16 protein-coding genes and 1 pseudogene are annotated in these 17039 nt (G+C 39.8%); 1 reads left to right on the forward strand and 16 read right to left on the reverse strand.

Annotation, left to right across the window (positions count from 1 at the left end):
* Positions 1-25: 25 nt before the first annotated feature.
* Positions 26-2476 carry a bifunctional DnaQ family exonuclease/ATP-dependent helicase gene (locus tag AC6I9F_RS06790; protein WP_498021260.1) on the reverse strand — a complete coding sequence of 817 codons (2451 nt, stop codon included), beginning with the start codon at positions 2474-2476 and terminating at the stop codon, positions 26-28.
* A 200-nt stretch (positions 2477-2676) separates the two neighbouring features.
* Positions 2677-3606, reverse strand: coding sequence for a peptidase U32 family protein (locus tag AC6I9F_RS06795; RefSeq protein WP_295501767.1), 930 nt, complete (start codon positions 3604-3606; stop codon positions 2677-2679).
* Between the two features lie 139 nt (positions 3607-3745).
* Here AC6I9F_RS06795 and AC6I9F_RS06800 point away from each other — a divergent pair, with 139 nt between their 5' ends.
* On the forward strand, positions 3746-4033 hold the full coding sequence (locus AC6I9F_RS06800; protein WP_112443507.1) for a DUF3270 domain-containing protein: 288 nt from the start codon (positions 3746-3748) through the stop codon (positions 4031-4033).
* Positions 4034-4061: 28 nt separating this feature from the next.
* On the opposite strand, the gene ciaH is transcribed toward AC6I9F_RS06800, so the two are convergent.
* The 14 genes and pseudogenes from ciaH to metG all read right to left on the reverse strand — a co-directional run bounded on the left by ciaH (position 4062) and on the right by metG (position 16927).
* Complete coding sequence (ciaH, locus tag AC6I9F_RS06805) at positions 4062-5396, reverse strand: two-component system sensor histidine kinase CiaH (RefSeq protein WP_261148410.1); 1335 nt, start codon at positions 5394-5396, stop codon at positions 4062-4064.
* Positions 5386-6060, reverse strand: a complete 675-nt coding sequence (ciaR, locus tag AC6I9F_RS06810) for a two-component system response regulator CiaR (protein ID WP_000590628.1) — start codon at positions 6058-6060, stop codon at positions 5386-5388. Before ciaR ends, ciaH begins: the two co-directional genes overlap by 11 nt.
* A gap of 107 nt (positions 6061-6167) precedes the next feature.
* Positions 6168-8714 (reverse strand): M1 family metallopeptidase, encoded by a 2547-nt coding sequence (locus AC6I9F_RS06815; protein ID WP_498021263.1) that lies wholly within the window; start codon positions 8712-8714, stop codon positions 6168-6170.
* Between the two features lie 122 nt (positions 8715-8836).
* On the reverse strand, positions 8837-9277 hold the full coding sequence (locus AC6I9F_RS06820; RefSeq protein WP_173217614.1) for an ASCH domain-containing protein: 441 nt from the start codon (positions 9275-9277) through the stop codon (positions 8837-8839).
* Positions 9252-10089 (reverse strand): annotated as a pseudogene (locus tag AC6I9F_RS06825) (putative PEP-binding protein). Before AC6I9F_RS06825 ends, AC6I9F_RS06820 begins: the two are co-directional and overlap by 26 nt.
* 74 nt (positions 10090-10163) lie before the next feature.
* Positions 10164-10892, reverse strand: coding sequence for a GNAT family N-acetyltransferase (locus AC6I9F_RS06830; protein ID WP_112443503.1), 729 nt, complete (start codon positions 10890-10892; stop codon positions 10164-10166).
* A 7-nt stretch (positions 10893-10899) separates the two neighbouring features.
* Positions 10900-11379: an NUDIX hydrolase gene (locus AC6I9F_RS06835; RefSeq protein WP_112443502.1), complete on the reverse strand. Its 480-nt coding sequence runs from the start codon at positions 11377-11379 to the stop codon at positions 10900-10902.
* A 9-nt stretch (positions 11380-11388) separates the two neighbouring features.
* Positions 11389-12087, reverse strand: a complete 699-nt coding sequence (locus AC6I9F_RS06840) for a 3-oxoacyl-ACP reductase (RefSeq protein ID WP_112443501.1) — start codon at positions 12085-12087, stop codon at positions 11389-11391.
* Positions 12080-12316, reverse strand: coding sequence for a DUF2829 domain-containing protein (locus AC6I9F_RS06845; protein WP_000141912.1), 237 nt, complete (start codon positions 12314-12316; stop codon positions 12080-12082). Before AC6I9F_RS06845 ends, AC6I9F_RS06840 begins: the two co-directional genes overlap by 8 nt.
* A 99-nt stretch (positions 12317-12415) precedes the next feature.
* Positions 12416-13342, reverse strand: a complete 927-nt coding sequence (locus tag AC6I9F_RS06850) for an aldo/keto reductase (protein ID WP_112443500.1) — start codon at positions 13340-13342, stop codon at positions 12416-12418.
* 74 nt (positions 13343-13416) lie between these two features.
* Positions 13417-14232, reverse strand: coding sequence for a hypothetical protein (locus AC6I9F_RS06855; protein WP_112443499.1), 816 nt, complete (start codon positions 14230-14232; stop codon positions 13417-13419).
* 3 nt (positions 14233-14235) lie between these two features.
* Positions 14236-14556 (reverse strand): PadR family transcriptional regulator, encoded by a 321-nt coding sequence (locus AC6I9F_RS06860; RefSeq protein ID WP_112443498.1) that lies wholly within the window; start codon positions 14554-14556, stop codon positions 14236-14238.
* 96 nt (positions 14557-14652) lie between these two features.
* Positions 14653-14880: a hypothetical protein gene (locus AC6I9F_RS06865; RefSeq protein WP_498021267.1), complete on the reverse strand. Its 228-nt coding sequence runs from the start codon at positions 14878-14880 to the stop codon at positions 14653-14655.
* A gap of 49 nt (positions 14881-14929) precedes the next feature.
* On the reverse strand, positions 14930-16927 hold the full coding sequence (gene metG / locus AC6I9F_RS06870; protein ID WP_498021269.1) for a methionine--tRNA ligase: 1998 nt from the start codon (positions 16925-16927) through the stop codon (positions 14930-14932).
* Positions 16928-17039: the final 112 nt, after the last annotated feature.

Genomic DNA, 17039 nt, shown 5'->3' on the forward strand with positions numbered 1-17039 from the left:
TTATACTTTCATACAATACTATTTATCAAAGTTCATTTAAAAATTTATCAACAGCCTCATCAACTTCGGATCGAGAGACGGTTTTAACAGTCGCTTCTTTTGCTAGAGAAGTCACAATTTGTTTGCCATATCGCTTTCCGACAATTCTCCTATCCAAAATAAGAGTTAAGGAACGCTGGTGTTCGCGTCTCATACTTCTTCCCAAAGCCTGTTTTAAACGAATAATAGCCATGGGCAATTGATAATCATAAAAGGCATTTTTCCCTTCTTGAATTAGTTCCTGATTGATCTTTTTCGTCAAGGGTTCTTGGGGATTTTGGAAAGGAAGTCTTGGTACAACTTGAATTACAAAAGGATGACTTGAAAAATCAACTCCCTCCCAGAAACTTGCTGCTCCAAGCAGGATTTGTTGTTCACCTTTTTCAAAGCGTTTCTTTAGCTGATGAACATCCCCATTTTTATACTGGGCCAAGTGGCTAACTGGAAGTAAATCTGATACTGCTAGAAGCATGTCTTTGGCAGTAAAGAGAGCCAAAATCGGTTGCTGGAAAGCTTGAACATCCATCAGCAAATCAGCTACCTCTTTGGCGTAGACTTCTAAGGAGGTTTCTGTTACCAAGGGAAAATCTTTGACCAAGACCACTTCTTGATCCTGTTTTTTATTAGATTCAATCTTGACAAATCTGGCTTCAGGGTAACCTAAAAGGTCTGCCAAAGAAACTCTCTGACTAATCTCAAGAGTAGCCGACACTCCCAAGACTTGACATGAATCAGGCACTAAAGAAGATAGAAGAATACGGCCTGATTTTGTAGAAGAAATCTGAATTTTCTTTTGACTCGTTTCAGTTGCTTCAAGCCAGTAATCACCTTCAGCCGTAAAATAGCGAACCAGTTCCTCAAAGCCTTCTACCTCTAATTCTGAAAAATACTGGTGGAGATTGGCAAGAGAATCTAAGATATTTTTCCTAGATTTGCCAGACTGAAATTGTTCTATCAAGTAAAGACACTCAAAGCGAATACTTTCTAGTATTCGTTGTTGAACCCTGTTTTCTTCTCCTATTAAAGCCTTATCAATCAAATCGACAATAGACTGGATATCGTAGGTCTCTTGAAGCAGATTTTCTAAAGCCAACAAAACTTTTTGGACTTCATCAATAATCAGTAAACGGTCACTGACAAATTCAGGATTATCTTCAAGTCTAGTTACAAGATAGGCATGATTGGTCACTAAAAGCTTGCATGTCTCTGCCCTTTCTTGACTACGTTTCCAAAAATCTTCCGTCACAAATAAGCTCTGGGATGATAAATTCCCATCATGACGAAGGTTTGTCAGAAAATGTTGGTAACGGTAGAGTTGGCCAATCTCATCCAAATCCCCCGTTTCTGTCTCTGTCAACCAGACCAAGAGTTGCATTTTAAAGCGTCTAAATAAGCGATTTTCATCATTTTCCTGCAAGGAACGATAAAAGGCATCCAACTTCAGGTAATTTTGTGGCCCCTTTAAAGAATGAATATCTGTATGGAACACTTCCTTGAGACGTTTACCTTCTTCTTCCATTATTTGATTTTGAAGAATCTTTGTCGGAACGCTAAGGACAATCTGACGCTCTTTTACTTGGGACAAAGCGGGTAAGAGATAGCCATATGTTTTCCCAATTCCTGTCGGTGCTTGAATTAATGATACAGGCTCATCTTTCAATAGCAAGCCAACCTCTTTAGCAAAACTTTCTTGTCGTTCCCTCACTTCAAGGTTCAACAGAGAAATATTTTTAGAAAAATCCTGAGATAATTTTCGTGACTCCAGGGGAGCTGCACTTTTCTTGAAATACAACCCTTGAACTTGGACCAAATCTGAAGAACTCAGAATAGATTGGTTGCGATAAATTTCTTCAATAACCAGGTAGGACTCATATAAGAGTGCATCAGCCATTTCCAGCAAGCGTTCCAAGAGACCTTTAGGAAGCTGGGCCATCTTTTCCCGTAGAAAAAGGAGTAATTCCGCAGTAGCTTGAGCATCTGAAAGGGCTGTGTGAGCGTGTTTAAGAGGAATTCCTAATTCTCGACACAATATCGGCAAGCTATATTTTTCCAGTTCAGGGAAAAAGACCTGGGCCAATTCGACCGTATCAACACGAGGGTTTCTTAGCTCATAACCTTCAAAAAATAAGTTTTCCGCCAAGAGATTAGCATCAAACTGAACATTATGGGCTACAAAAATCCCATCCTCCACCAAGTCAAAGATTTTTCTGGCAACCTGCGAAAAATCAGGTGCTTGCGCCAGACGTTGGTCAGTCAGCCCTGTCAGTTCTTTGATATGAGTATCTAAGGGTTCATGGGGATTGACATCCGTCGTATAGTGATCGACGATTTTCCCATCCTCAATCACCACAATTCCCACTTGGATAATTTTAGCCTTACTACCTGTGCTAGTTGCCTCTAAATCAACCACAACATAGCGATTACCAATCGTTTTCATTATAAAAAATTATACCAAAAAAAGGGCCATTTGGCACCTGCAAACATGGGATAATTTTCAAACACAAGAAGGTCACTTGCCTTAAAAATCCCAACAAACAGAGCATCCTAGCATACTGATTTTTTTGAAAATGATGAAGAAATACGAAAAATTGAGAGAAGAAATGTTTGCATCTTCCTTCTCTCAACGAATCATTTACTTTATTTAACCATATCAGGATCGTAATCATAGAATCCTGTATCAAGGAATCGGTTTTTAGGGTGAAGTTTACGTACTTCTTCATCCAGCAAGAAGGCTTGGTCATGGCTAAAGTTGCCCTCTTGGATCAAGCTACGCGCTTGGATAAAGAGTTTTGCAATCTCAACAAAGTTCTGACCAGGAGTATAGAGCCCTTCTAGTTTCCAGTGAGTGAAACCGTGCTCCACCAATTCTGTCAATTTGGTCATCAAATCAAGGTCATTGTTGGCAAAGATGTGGGTCCCATGATTGTCTTCAAAGATAGAGTAATGGCTCTCTGGGTCACTTGGTTCAGCCAAAAAGAGGTCACGTTTACGCGTCTTTTCATCATCGATATGCGTAAAGTTATAGTAGTTTTGCAAGAGCGGACGTTTAGAATGGTGAATCACACTAGCACCATACACCAAAACTTCAGCAGGAATTTCCAAAATCTCTGGCATTTTGAAAAGTTCAGCTGATGGAATTTCACGCGCTAAAACAGCCTCAGATGCGCCAGCCTTTTGTCCCCAGAAGTTAATCTGGCGACTGCTAGTTACCATAGTCGATGCATCGTAGATGGTCTTAAAGGAATAACCATCACGGTTGACCACGTAAAAGACGCCTGCATCCCCAATCGTAATGTAGTCTGTCTTAATTTCTTCCAAAAAGTCTAAGAAAGGCTTGATACGGTCCATCATATCTTGGTGCATGAGGGCGTTAACCGCAACGATCAATTCCTTACCAGCATCATGAACCAGCTTAGCGATTTCACGTAATTGGTCATGACTAAAGATCGTTGGCAGACGAAGGCCAAAATCTTTCTCACCGACATAGATACGGTCTACGCCAGCTTCGAGCAATTGTTTAACTTGTTCAATACTTTCAGCAGTTGCTGTAATGATAATCTTTTCCATAGGAAAAATTATACCATATTTCTCCAAAATCAGCTATTCTTTGAAAATGAAAAGGGACCTTATTCTTTTTGTAACCTTTCTGTAATAATTCTCTGCTGAAAAAATGATAAAATAGGTATGTACTGTTAAGGAGAGAATCATGCCCGTAAGAAAATTACAATCCTATGAAGTAGACTATCAAGAAGAATTAAACCAGCAACTTCCTCATTATCAAGCTTATACACCTGAAGCACAAGCTGATAGCAATCTCAAAGAAATTTTATTTTTTGTCAATATCGCTGTTTTTTGTATCTGCATTGCTATCTTTAGTTTTATCTTTTTATCATTAAAATTAACAACTGTGCTCGCCTTACCTGCAGCAATAGTATCCAGCTTACTTGTTTTAAAAGTCCAACGCTCTATTATCAAACGAAAACTTAAAAAATAAACATATCGCCCCGTCTGGAGCGATATGTTTATTTTTTCTTTTTAGATGGTGTGTGAATGGCAATCTTCACTTCAAAGATTGTTCCCTTTGGCTTATTATCTTTAACAGTAATGGTTCCTTTTAGCGCATCTACAATTTGCTTGGCTAGGGACAATCCTAAACCAAAGCCACCTTTTTGCCGGGTTCTAGCCTTGTCGACTCGATAAAAACGATCAAAAATTTTCTTTTTATCTTCTGTCGAAATACCGACTCCATTATCGGAAACTAGCAAATAAAGATTACGATCGGTCGCCGAGATAAGAAAATCAATTTCACCATCCTCTTCAGTATACTTGACAGCATTATCAAATAAGATAGTCATCAACTGCTTCAAGAGCAGTTGATCCGTCACAATCGGACGATGGATCCGATTTTCAAAACGGAAGACACGATCATTTTCCGAAGCAATCATCTCATAGTTTGTGAAAGTCGTATTGAAAAAACTAGTTGGAACTTCTGCAAGCTCCGGCTTAATCCCATCATCTCTCCGAGCTAAGTTCAGCAAGTTTGTCGTCAAAAAACGCATATTTCGGACTTCTTCCAAACTCGATGCAATGCTTTCGCTCACATCCATAATGGTTGCTTCTGGCTTACGGAAAAGGGTCTCTAAGCGATTTTGCAAAACTGCAAGTGGAGTTCGTAACTCATGACTGGCATTTTCCACAAAGGACTGTTGCTTCTGCATGCTCTCAAGCAAAGGACGAACACTGACCCTAGCTAGATAGAGACTGGCAAGTAAAGACAAAATCCAGAAACTAGCCATCACGACCACAATCAATTGCTCATGCTTTTGACTGGCCTGCTCCAACTGACTGGTGTTAATCAAGACAGCAGCATACTTGATATTGGTTGAAACCGAACTGATATTCGTTTCCATCAAAATCATGCGATAGATTTCTTCTTGTCCATAGCTATTAAAAACTTGAATCTGATAGATATGGCCTAGTTCTTTCTTTTCTAACTTAATCTTATCCAATCCCAAAAATCGATTTCCAGAAAGGAGTTGGGTAAAATTCTTATCAAAAAGAATGACTTCCGTATTGGAACTGACATTGGGTTTCACCTCAGTCTTGCTAGTATCTGTAGCGGCATTTTCTAAATCTTTAATCTCTTCTGTTGCCCTATTTACTGCCAGCTGAATAACTGCTTGAGGATTTTCACTCAATCCATGAAGCTTATCATCCACCGAAGTATAAAGACTCGAATGCATGACCTGCAAAATAATCAGAGTCATGGTGGAGAAAATCAGAGTGAAGACACCGAAGTTGCGGATAAAATAACTAAAGTCATCCGCATACCATGTTTTTTTTAGTTTACTGAACATCTTTTAAAATATACCCAACACTGCGCAAGGTTTGCAAATTCTCTGCAAAAGTGGTTCCTTTTAATTTCTTACGGACTTTTGAAACATAGACTTCGACAACTGAAATCGTTGTGTCACTATCAAATCCCCATAGACGATCAAAAATCTGCGTCTTAGGCAAAATAACATTTTGATTTTGAAGGAAATAAACTAGTAAATCGAACTCTTTCCCCAGCAATTCGACAGTAGTATCTTCAACCTTAACGGTATTTGTTGATAAATTGATGAGAATATCTCCATAAGATAGCGTATTTTCATTAAACTTACCTGAACGTTTGAGAAGGGCCTGAATCCGCATTTTGAGTTCTTCTAGGTAGAAAGGCTTGGTCAGATAATCATCCGCTCCCAGTTCAAATCCATGTCCCTTGTCATCCAAACTTTCCTTGGCAGTCATAATCAGAACTGGTGTCGTAATTCCCTTTTCACGCAATTCTTTTAAGACTTGGAAACCATTTTTTTCTGGCAACATCAAATCGAGCAAAATCAAGTCATAGACACCACTTTCAGCTTCGTAGAGACCTTCTTCCCCATCAAATACCTGCATGACATCCGCAAAATCGTCTAAAAAGTCAAATACTGAATTTGACAGGCCTAGGTCATCCTCAACCAATAAGATTTTTATCATGAGAAACTCCTCCTTATTAAAACCATTATACCAAATTTGCCTTAAAAAAAACTCAACTCTCTGCATTTTATATGAGATAGCTGAGTTTTCTTTTTATTTAGTCTTAATTATTTAGTTCCATATTGAAGAACGACTGCTTCCACTGCAGCTTTTTCACGGTTAATCAAGTCAACACGCGCTGCAATTTCCTTGATTCCCATACCGATATTACGGCTAAGAGCAAGGTCAGAAAGTTGTGGCTCAAAGAATTCCTTGTACTCTGCCAAGCGTTGCTGAGTCTTAAATACGTGTGCAGGAAGGATAACAAAGCTATCAAAGCTCATATCACCACCAAGAGCTGCCTTAATCCAAGCCCAGTTTTCACGCGCCCAAGACCAAGCTGTTTCCTGAGTTGCTTTGTGAGCTAGGAATTGGTAATACCAAGCAGACAAGTCTTGTGGTTTGACCACAAATTTGTCCTTCCAAGCAGCAATCAAGGTTTGGATATTGTCCGCATCTTTACTGTAGGCAAGAGCTGCTGCCAACTGACGTTTAAAGACAGCATCTGTTGCGTGAGTATAAGTATCAAGATAAAGTGCTAACAAGTCTTTAGTCTCATGATGTTTCATCTCATTGATCAGAACTTGTGAGCGAATTGCTGCTGGAAGTCCTGCAAGATTCTCCTTGTGAGCCGCGAAGATTTGGCTAGCGACTTGACTAGCTTCTGCATCATTTGAGCGAATCATCATCGAAACAGCCAACTGACGAACCAATTCATCCTCATCCGATTCGCCATCTTTAGCTTCAAAACCAAGACGGTCATAGTTGTGACGAGCTAATTTAGCAACCAAGGCTTTGAAGGCTCTTTCAGCTTCTGTTCCTTCATCGATAAAGCGCTCAAGAGCAGAAATCACTTGAGAAACAGCGGAAACGACAAGGTAAGACTCTTCCTTAGCAAGTTTATCAAGGACTGGGAGCAAGTCAGCATAAGAAATGTGCCCTGCTTCAGCAAGTAAACGACGTTCTTGGACGATTTGCAGTTTACTTGTGTTATCAAGCTCAACTAGGTCAGCAAGAACTGCATCCAACAAGTCTCCTTGATAGTCTGTAATGTAGTGGGCTGTATTTTCTGTGTTGAGACGAAGAGCTCCTTTGTTTTCAGCAAGAAGAGCTGCGTAGCCTGGAATTTCGATGCTTTCAGTTTCAAGTGTATCAGGCAAGCCTTTCCAGTTGCTGTTTAGTGGCACAACCCAGAGACGGTTCTTATCCTCGTGCTCACCGATGAAGAATTGTTTTTGTGAAATCTTCAAAACATCATTTTCAACTTTGACAGTAAGAACTGGGTAACCAGGCTGTTCCAACCAAGAATCCATGAAAGCTGCGACATCACGGCCAGATGCTTGACCAAGGGCATCCCAAAGGTCACTACCAATGGTGTTGTTGTATTGGTGTTTTTCAAAGTAAGCGTGCAAACCTTTGGCAAAATCGGCATCACCTAGCCAACGACGAAGCATGTGCATGAGGCGACTTCCTTTGGCATAGACGATAGCTCCGTCAAAGAGCGTATTGATTTCATCTGGATGTTTCACTTCGACGTGAACAGATTGAACACCATCAGTCGCATCACGTTTCAAGGCAGACGGAACACCACCTGTTTGGAAATCTTCAAAGATATTCCAGCTTGGTTCAATAGCATCCACACAGACGTACTCCATCATGTTCGCAAAGCTTTCATTAAGCCAAAGGTCATCCCACCATTTCATAGTAACGAGATTTCCAAACCATTGGTGAGCCAATTCATGTGCCACAACAAGGGCAACTTGTTGACGGCTAGCAAATGTTGAGTTCTCATCCACAACCAAGTAAACTTCACGGTAGGTCACAAGACCCCAGTTTTCCATAGCACCAGCCGAGAAGTCAGGAAGGGCGATGTGGAGAGATTGAGGGATTGGGTACTTAACTCCATAGTAATCTTCGTAAAACTCGATAGAGCGAACAGCGATGTCCAGTGAAAAATCAAGGTTAGATAGTGGGTGGGCTTTGGTTGAGTAAACACCAACAAGGGTACCGTTTTTAGTTTTAGCCGTTACACCTTGCAAATCACCCGCAACAAAGGCTAACAAGTAAGAAGACATACGAGGTGTTGTTTCAAACTTCCAGATACCTGTTTCCTCACGGTTTTCAACATCGATTTCTGGCATGTTAGACAAGGCCAATTCACCTTCTACTTGGTCAAAACGTAGAGAGAGGTCAAAAGTTGCTTTGGCTTCTGGCTCATCCACACATGGGAAGGCTTCGCGCGCAAAATGGCTCTCAAATTGAGTAGACAAGACTTCCTTCTTGACTCCATCAACTGTGTAATAAGAAGGGTAAATCCCTGTCATGTTGTCTGTGATTTTTCCTGAGAAAGCGATAACCACTTCAACTTGACCAGCCTCAGCCAATTCGATATGAAGGGCTTCATTGTCATGGTCAACAGTAAATGGGCGAGCTACCCCTGCAACTTCTACAGAAGCTATTTCCAAGTCTTTTTGATGAAGGGAAATGCGGTCACTCTGTGCTTGACCAGTGATGGTCACTTTCCCAGAAAAAGTCTTGGTCTCACGACTCAAGTCTAAAAATAAATCATAATGTTCAGGAACAAATTGCTTAATAAAATGTTCAACTGCTTGCATAGTTTTCTCCTATTCTAAGTTTAAGAGCTGCTGCTCTTCTTCAAACAAACTTATTATATCATGTTTTGTCTAAGAAAAAAGGATTGGACAGCGATTTCCAAAACTTTCTTCCGTCTAACAGTCTACAGAGGGTAGACCTTGCGAAATTCTTCTAAAACAACCTTGCTGTCAGGTGTAAAAGTCTGTCCTGCCTCCCTCATCCACTCGGTGAAAAAGTCCTCATGAACCTGACGCCAATAGGCTAAAGATTTGTCTCCCTCGCCTTCCTTGTAGGCATGGTCAGCAGAAACTTGATTAAAGGACTGAACGGAAACCTTTGTAATTTCGACAATGCAGACAGCCTGATTTTGACTGTCTAAAATGACATCAAATGTCCCTTCTTGCGGAAGGGGTTCATCTTCTAGTGCGTAGAGGTCGTAGGCTGAAGCTGTTGCCGTCTTTTCTCCTTCTAAAACCAAATCTGCCAAGAGATCGGCTTCCACTCCAAAAGCCCAAGCATCGATTTCATCTCCGATAGAAGGATTGATTTGTTTGTATTCATTCCACATTTCTCGCGGTGTCATGGGTTTCTCCTTTGTAATTTTTTACTTTCTTCTTTTACACGTTTGAGGTGGTCTGGATGGTCAATTTCTAAATCAAAAATCTCCGGAATAGAGCTGTAATGGAGAATGCATTCGATACCCATCTGATTCATTTTTTGTATGAAAGAAGTATTCAGATAGCCTGCTACAGCAAAATCAATCTTGTTCTTTCTTGCTTTATTCTGCATCTGTCTCAACATATCTAACATAATTGGATTTTCCATATCATGCCATTGACTGTTTCTCACAGTGGCAAAAATAAAAGAAGTCAAATCATTCATTCCAACTACAATCTTTAAAATGCCCGTTTCCATTATTCTGTCCAAGTCAAAATATGCTGACGGTAATTCAATCATCGTGGCAATTTTCCCAGTAAAGCCATGCCGACGCAATACTGTAATAGCTTGTTTTAATTGATCGGCATCATTGACAAAAGGAAAGATAACAGACAGATTGGGATTGATTTGATAAACTTCTGTAACGACATGTGCTTCAGCCTGAAATTCATCCAGACACGCCAGTAAACGCCTAGTCCCTCTATAACCAAACAAAGGATGGCGTTCATCAAAATACTCTTTAGTCCCCTTTAGACAATTAGCTTCTATATTCGTTAATTCAGAAAAACGATACCAAACTTCTTCATTTGAGTACAGGGAGCAGATAGTCTCTAGATAATCTTTTACAAATTGCTGACAACTGGGTAATAGGATGTTTTGATTAAGCTCTCTCAACAAGTATTCCCCACGAATCATTCCAATGTAGTGAAATAGTTGAGGATAAACTTTTTCAAGAATTTTTTCGCCACTAAGAGCAAGTTAATTTTGCATGTCCATTCACCTCATCTTAAAAGATATAATATCAGCTATCATTATATGACACTTTTCTCTAGTTCAAAAGCTACATAAGGTCCAATTAACTCATATCCTAAAAATTCTGCTACTTTTTTGGAAGCCTCGTTATGAGCATCCCAAAGTGGAAACATATCTCTATTTAAACTCTCTAGAATCATTGCAGCACCAAGCTTTTTAGCAAATCCATTTCCTTGTTCGTTTGGTCTAGTTGCAACTTCCACTTCAACTGCTTCACTGTAAACTAACCCTGAGGAAATCCCAGCAATCAGTTCATTATTTTTAAGAATCACAAAGCCAAATCCACCTTTTAAAACAAAATCCTGATAGGACTCAAAATCCCCCTGTAAATCCTGTGACCATTCTTCCGTAGAAAAGCAGTTATAAATATGATTATCAATAGGCACAATATTGTAGCCTTCCTCTAAATGAGTAACTAGATCATTTAGAAATTTGACTTGAAAATTTGCCTTATCTTTAAAAGAATAGCGAGTAAAAGAATTTAGCCCCACTTTCCGATGCAGAAAATCTTGCCAATTAGTATTTTCTGAAATAATAATCTTATAATCTAAACCATATTTTCTAACAAAATCTTCCCAAAATCTGGAATCCAACTCCCCTGCTAGGTATAGAAAATTCCCAACATCATAAAAGCTTGTTGCCCTATCATTGTTTCGGTAGACAGTTCCAATTTGAGATTTAAGACCATAGAGAACCATATTTTTCTTCCATGTTTTAAATAGTTCCATTATCCCCCTACTTCACCTTCCAATTCATGTAAGAAGTATTGCCCAGTTCTGTAAATCCTAATAATTCAGACTTAACCTTCAAGACTAATGGCGATGCATTTTCTTCTGTTATCTCTTGAATATCTATCCAAATATATCCAAGTGAATCGTTCGCACCATCAGACACAGCTTCCGAAATCGTAACTTGAGGTGCACTCTCATTCATTTCAACATCATACAAGGCCATGATATGGTGAACCATAAAATTTTTTAACTCTTCCCTGACGAAAACATCGTAGATTCGAGGATTAGAGTAGCTTCTAACAGTAAATCCCGTCTCTTCCATAACTTCTCTAGTCAGCGTTTCCGTCAGGCCTTCACCAAGTTGCTGACTGCCTCCAGGTAGGTCATACCGATGTTGATAAGGGCCTCTCGTTTTTTCAATGCAGAGTAACTTCCCATTTTCAAAGCAAACAGCGTAGACACCAAAGTGTCTTTTGATTTCCATCAGATCCTCCTACTTCAAAGACCAGCCACCATCTATTGTCAAAATTTGTCCTTGCATGGCGCTCGCTTTTCCACTTGCTAAGAAAAGACTAAGCTCTGCTACTTCCTCTGGTTCAATCCAGCGTTTGATTGGTGTTTCACTAGCAACCCAGGTAGCCAATCCACCTGGCTCAAAGTCCGCAGCAGTCATAGCTGTCTTGACTGCTCCTGGAGCGATACCAAATACCTGAATCCCGGTTTCAGCATAGTCTAGAGCCAACTGCTTGGTAAAGCCTGCCAAGGCGTGCTTCGAAGAAGTATAGGCGTGTCCACCGCCACCTGCTAGGCTCGAAGCAATGGAGCACATATTGATAATGGTACCTTTTTTATTCTCCAGCATTTGTGTCAAGTAATAGCGAGTCAACTCAACAGGAGTCATATAGTTGATTTCAAAAATCTCTTGAATTTCCTGCGCTGATTGTTCCAATAGGGGTTTATAAGCATCCAACACTCCAGCAGTATTGCACAAAATATCTACCTGAGGGCACCAGTCAAAAATAGGCTCCAAGTCCAAGGTCAAATCTCTCTGTAAAAAGTGAAAATCACCCTCTAAGAGTGGATTTTCACCTTGGTCAACTCCATAAACTTGATAGCCCTTCTCTAACAAGAGTCGAGCTTGAGCCAGACCAATCCCTGAACTCACTCCTGTAATGAGTACACGTTTAGTCATGCGCTTCTACCCAATCCGTCGCCAAAACATCACAAGGTGTCGGACTCCACATGGAAAAACCTTCTCCCTCCCCAGAAACGTTGATTAGGAAATAAGGTGTCACTTCAAGTGCAACCCCATTTTGCTCGATAGTGTCAAAAAGTTGGACATAGTTTTCAGCACCTCCCCAACCAGTTCGTACATATTTTTTCTTAGCCTTTAACCCAGGTAGAATTTCTTCAAATGTCATGTTTTTCTCCTTTAAAATCAATAATTCTTCCCTTCATTATAACAAAAAAACCGCTTTGTAACGGCTTTTTGACTGTGATTTATTTACATCTGCTTCTACTTACGGCAAATTATTCCCTGCTGCAAGATAAATTTCATACCATTCTTTTCTTGTTAAGCTAAAGTTTGCCGCTTGGCTAACTTCTCTCAAGTGATTAGGATTTGCGGTACCTACGACTGCCTGCATTTTTGCTGGATAACGCAATATCCAAGAAATGGCAATAGTTGAAGAGGTTACTCCATATTTAATAGCTAAACGATCAAGTACTTGATTTAAAGCTTGAAATTTCTCATTTCCAACAAAATTCCCTTTAAAATACCCAAATTGTAAGACAGACCATGCTTGAATGACCACATCGTGTAATTGGCAATATTCAAAAATGCTGCCATCTCGCATAGCTGCTTGACTATCTTCCATATTAACATGAAAACCTGATTCAAATCCTGGAGTAAAAGCCGCACTCAATTGTAGCTGATTAACAGCTAACGGCTGCTTGACATCTTTTTTAAGCAACTCCATCATCATAGGATTTTGATTAGAAACTCCAAAATCTCGAACCTTACCTTGTTTATAAAGAAGATCAAAGGCTTCTGCTACTTGGTCAGATTCCATCAAAGCATCTGGTCGATGAAGAAGCAAGCTGTCCAGATGATCAATCTTCAATCTTTGCAAAATACCGTCTACTGATTTTATAATATAGTCCTTAGAAAAATCAAAATAGGTAAATTCTTCTATGCGAATGCCACATTTGGACTGAATCCACATCTTTTCTCTTAAATCTGGACGATTTTTTAGGACAAGACCTAACAGTTCTTCACAACGACCACGACCATATATATCAGCCAAGTCGAAAGCATTGATTCCAACAGAAAGTGCTGTTTCTACAAGCTCTTCAACTTCTTTTACAGACTTATCTTTTATTCTCATCATTCCGAGAACAATTTCTGATAATTCTTTGTCATCTTGACCAAGAGTTATGTATCTCATCAAATTTTTCTCCTTTAATTTCTAACATTCTTCCCTTCATTATAACAAAAAACCGCTTTGCAACGGCTTTTTGACTATATTTCACTCCATTTTATCTTCTTAAACCCACGGAACAAGAGAAAAATGCCAATAAAAAGAACAGCTAAAGGAATGAATTTTGTAAGGAAAACATTTGAAATGCCCATCCACGCATAATAACGGAGCAGAGAGCCTACAATAAGATGGGCAACAATCATACTGACAAAGGGACGAAAGACCGCTTCTTTCCAATTCCAAATACTGATGACTAGAGAAAGCGTAAAGACAAGGAAACTATCCCAGGGAGCAGGAAGATAAAATGCTCCTTCTTGTATGAAACTTCCTATTCCTACATATCCCAGAACAACTAGAAGGACAAGAATCCCAACGACAATATAAGTGCCAATTTTCATTTTAGAAGAATCTTGGACTAAACTCCATCGTAAGATTGTGGCTACAAGCCAAAATCCAATCAAAAAAAGAAGAAGTTGCCCTAAAAATGTGAGCAAATTGACTGTTAAGAGAGGACCTTTAGAAAAATCACTTAGTAGTTGATAATAACGTAATATCGCTAGGACAAAAATTGGTGTTAAAAGGGACTCCTTGATAGAACTGCGTGGTGCTTCCTTGAGAATCTCTTTCATTATTTTTTTAGGATTCTTACCTAAATAATCCTCTGCACTCATGCCATCTCGTTCTGCTTCTGAGAAATCTAACATCATCAAATAAACCTGCTCTCTGAGATAGTCTTCATCATAGAGAAATCCAGCAAGATTAAAACTATCCCACAGTTCCTCAAAATACTGCTGATTGTCCTCAGAAAATTCATGTAGCAAAGCGCTTGTTTCTTCGTAATACTTCATTTTCTTCATGATTTAATCCCCATTCTTAATTCCTTCTACTTTTTGACTCAAATCATCCCATTGTTGCCAAAAGACTGAGACACGCTCTTCTCCTTCTTTCGTTAATGAAAAATACTTCCGATCTGGACCATCTGGCGACGGGCGCATGTCGCCTCTTATCCATTGATTTTTTTCTAACTTTTGCAACAAAGGATAAATAGTTCCTGGAACGATAGTATCAAATCCAGCCTCTCGCAAAGTCTGAACCAACTCATAACCATATCGCTCTTTTTGACCTATCATATCCAAGACACAACCTTCAAGAACACCTTTTAATAGTTGAGTTTCTTTCATCCCTTCCCCCTTCTATCTATTTTGTAATACTTACTAGTAGCTTCATCTATAATATACCACTTCACACTAGTTTGTAAAGCATAATAGTTGATACTCTTAGAAAATCTCTTCAAACAAAGTCAGCGTCGTCTTACCGTAGATATGGTTACTGACTTCGTCAGTTCTATCCACAACCTCAAAACAGTGTTTTGAGCTGACTTCGTCAGTTCTATCCACAACCTCAAAACAGTGTTTTGAGCTGACTTCGTCAGTTCTATCTACAACCTCAAAACGGTGCTTTGAGAAACCTGCGGCTAGCTTCCTAGTTTGCTCTTTGATTTTCATTGAGTGTACATAAAAAAACAGAACTAGCATGAACTAGTCCTGTCTACTTTTACCCAATCACACTTCCGTTTGGTACAGCTGGATCAACTGTGAGAAGGGTTAATTTTCCATCATATTCAGCTGAGAGGATCATCCCTTGACTGACATATTTCTTCATCATTTTACGAGGTTTGAGGTTAGCAACGATTTGAACTTTCTTACCAACCAATTCTTGTTCATTTGGATAGTACTTAGCAATCCCTGAGAGAATTTGACGGTCTTCACCATCACCAGCATCCAAGCGGAATTGAAGCAACTTATCTGAACCTTCTACTTTAGACACTTCTTTGACTTCTGCGACACGGATTTCAATCTTATCAAAGTCTTCAAACTTGATTTCTTCCTTGTTTAGTTTGAGTTCAACTTCATCTGGATTCCATTCTTTTTCGACAGCTGGCTTGTTGCCTTCCATTTGTTCCTTGATATAGGCGATTTCTTCTTCCATATCGAGACGTGGGAAGATTGGTGTTCCTTTAGCAACTACTGTTACACCTGCAGGAAAGTCTGCTAGATTTAAGTTTTCAAGGCTAGAAACTTCTGCTAGACCAAGTTGATTCAAAACTGCACGACTGGTTTCCATCATAAATGGCTCAATCAAGTGTGCTACGACGCGGAGGCTGGCTGCCAAGTGGCTCATGACACTTGCTAATTGGTCACGAAGTGCTTCATCCTTAGCCAAGACCCATGGAGTTGTCTCGTCGATGTATTTATTAGTACGAGAGATAAGGGTCCAGACTGCTTCAAGGGCACGTGGGTAGTCAACTGCTTCCATGTATTTATGGTAATCAGCAATTGATTCAGCAGCTACTTGAGCAAGAGCATTGTCAAATTTAGTCACACTTTCTACATAGGCAGGGATTTGACCATCAAAATACTTGTTAATCATAGAAACCGTACGGTTAAGGAGATTCCCAAGGTCATTGGCCAATTCATAGTTGATACGGCCTACATAGTCTTCTGGAGTGAAGGTTCCGTCTGAACCAACTGGAAGGCTACGCATGAGATAGTAACGAAGTGGATCTAGTCCATAACGCTCTACCAACATTTCAGGGTAAACCACATTCCCTTTAGATTTAGACATCTTGCCGTCTTTCATGACGAACCAACCATGGGCAATCAAACGATCAGGTAATTTAACATCCAACATCATAAGAAGGATTGGCCAGTAGATGGAGTGAAAACGAAGGATGTCTTTCCCTACCATGTGGAAGACTGTTCCATTCCAGAACTTATCAAAGTTACCATGTTCGTCTTGACCGTAGCCAAGAGCTGTCGCATAGTTAAGAAGGGCATCAATCCAAACGTAGACAACGTGTTTTGGATTTGATGGGACAGGCACTCCCCATGTAAAGGTTGTACGAGATACCGCCAAATCTTCCAAACCTGGCTCGATGAAGTTACGTAGCATTTCATTGAGACGACCATCTGGAGTGATAAATTCAGGATGGGACTTGAAAAAGTCTACCAAACGGTCTTGGTATTTGCTGAGGCGAAGGAAGTATGATTCTTCGGATACCCATTCAACCTCGTGACCTGATGGAGCAATACCGCCAGTCACATTTCCAGCTTCATCACGAAATACTTCTGCAAGCTGGCTTTCTGTAAAGAATTCTTCATCTGATACTGAATACCAGCCAGAGTATTCACCCAAGTAAATATCATCTTGAGCCAGCAAGCGCTCAAAGACCTGTGCGACAACTTTTTCGTGGTAGTCATCAGTTGTACGGATAAATTTATCGTATGAAATATTTAGTAATTGCCAGAGTTCTTTAACTCCAACTGCCATTCCATCAACATAGGCTTGTGGTGTAATGCCAGCTTCTTCCGCTTTTTGTTGAATCTTTTGACCATGCTCATCAAGACCTGTCAGATAAAAGACATCGTAGCCCATTAGGCGTTTGTAACGGGCTAGGACATCACAGGCGATGGTTGTGTAGGCAGAACCGATATGAAGTTTCCCAGATGGATAGTAAATCGGCGTTGTAATATAAAAATTCTTTTCAGACATAATTTTTCCTTTCCAGGCAAATGAAACCTGTTTTTCTAACACTTCATTATATCACATTTTTAAGGATTTTCGATAGGGAAATCTATACAAAAACAAGATAGACGAGTGTCCA

This window comes from Streptococcus nakanonensis (assembly GCF_059738785.1).

Bases quoted from the DNA above. Each gene is read 5' to 3' on its own strand.
- AC6I9F_RS06865 (WP_498021267.1), bottom strand. From the start codon at position 14,880: ATGAAAATCAAAGAGCAAACTAGGAAGCTAGCCGCAGGTTTCTCAAAG.
- AC6I9F_RS06815 (WP_498021263.1), bottom strand. From the start codon at position 8,714: ATGCAAGCAGTTGAACATTTTATTAAGCAATTTGTTCCTGAACATTAT.
- AC6I9F_RS06795 (WP_295501767.1), bottom strand. From the start codon at position 3,606: ATGGAAAAGATTATCATTACAGCAACTGCTGAAAGTATTGAACAAGTT.
- AC6I9F_RS06820 (WP_173217614.1), bottom strand. From the start codon at position 9,277: ATGACACCGCGAGAAATGTGGAATGAATACAAACAAATCAATCCTTCT.
- ciaR (WP_000590628.1), bottom strand. From the start codon at position 6,060: ATGATAAAAATCTTATTGGTTGAGGATGACCTAGGCCTGTCAAATTCA.
- ciaH (WP_261148410.1), bottom strand. From the start codon at position 5,396: ATGTTCAGTAAACTAAAAAAAACATGGTATGCGGATGACTTTAGTTAT.
- AC6I9F_RS06860 (WP_112443498.1), bottom strand. From the start codon at position 14,556: ATGAAAGAAACTCAACTATTAAAAGGTGTTCTTGAAGGTTGTGTCTTG.
- AC6I9F_RS06845 (WP_000141912.1), bottom strand. From the start codon at position 12,316: ATGACATTTGAAGAAATTCTACCTGGGTTAAAGGCTAAGAAAAAATAT.
- AC6I9F_RS06835 (WP_112443502.1), bottom strand. From the start codon at position 11,379: ATGGAAATCAAAAGACACTTTGGTGTCTACGCTGTTTGCTTTGAAAAT.
- AC6I9F_RS06800 (WP_112443507.1), top strand. From the start codon at position 3,746: ATGCCCGTAAGAAAATTACAATCCTATGAAGTAGACTATCAAGAAGAA.
- AC6I9F_RS06840 (WP_112443501.1), bottom strand. From the start codon at position 12,087: ATGACTAAACGTGTACTCATTACAGGAGTGAGTTCAGGGATTGGTCTG.
- AC6I9F_RS06850 (WP_112443500.1), bottom strand. From the start codon at position 13,342: ATGAGATACATAACTCTTGGTCAAGATGACAAAGAATTATCAGAAATT.
- AC6I9F_RS06855 (WP_112443499.1), bottom strand. From the start codon at position 14,232: ATGAAGAAAATGAAGTATTACGAAGAAACAAGCGCTTTGCTACATGAA.
- AC6I9F_RS06830 (WP_112443503.1), bottom strand. From the start codon at position 10,892: ATGGAACTATTTAAAACATGGAAGAAAAATATGGTTCTCTATGGTCTT.
- AC6I9F_RS06790 (WP_498021260.1), bottom strand. From the start codon at position 2,476: ATGAAAACGATTGGTAATCGCTATGTTGTGGTTGATTTAGAGGCAACT.
- metG (WP_498021269.1), bottom strand. From the start codon at position 16,927: ATGTCTGAAAAGAATTTTTATATTACAACGCCGATTTACTATCCATCT.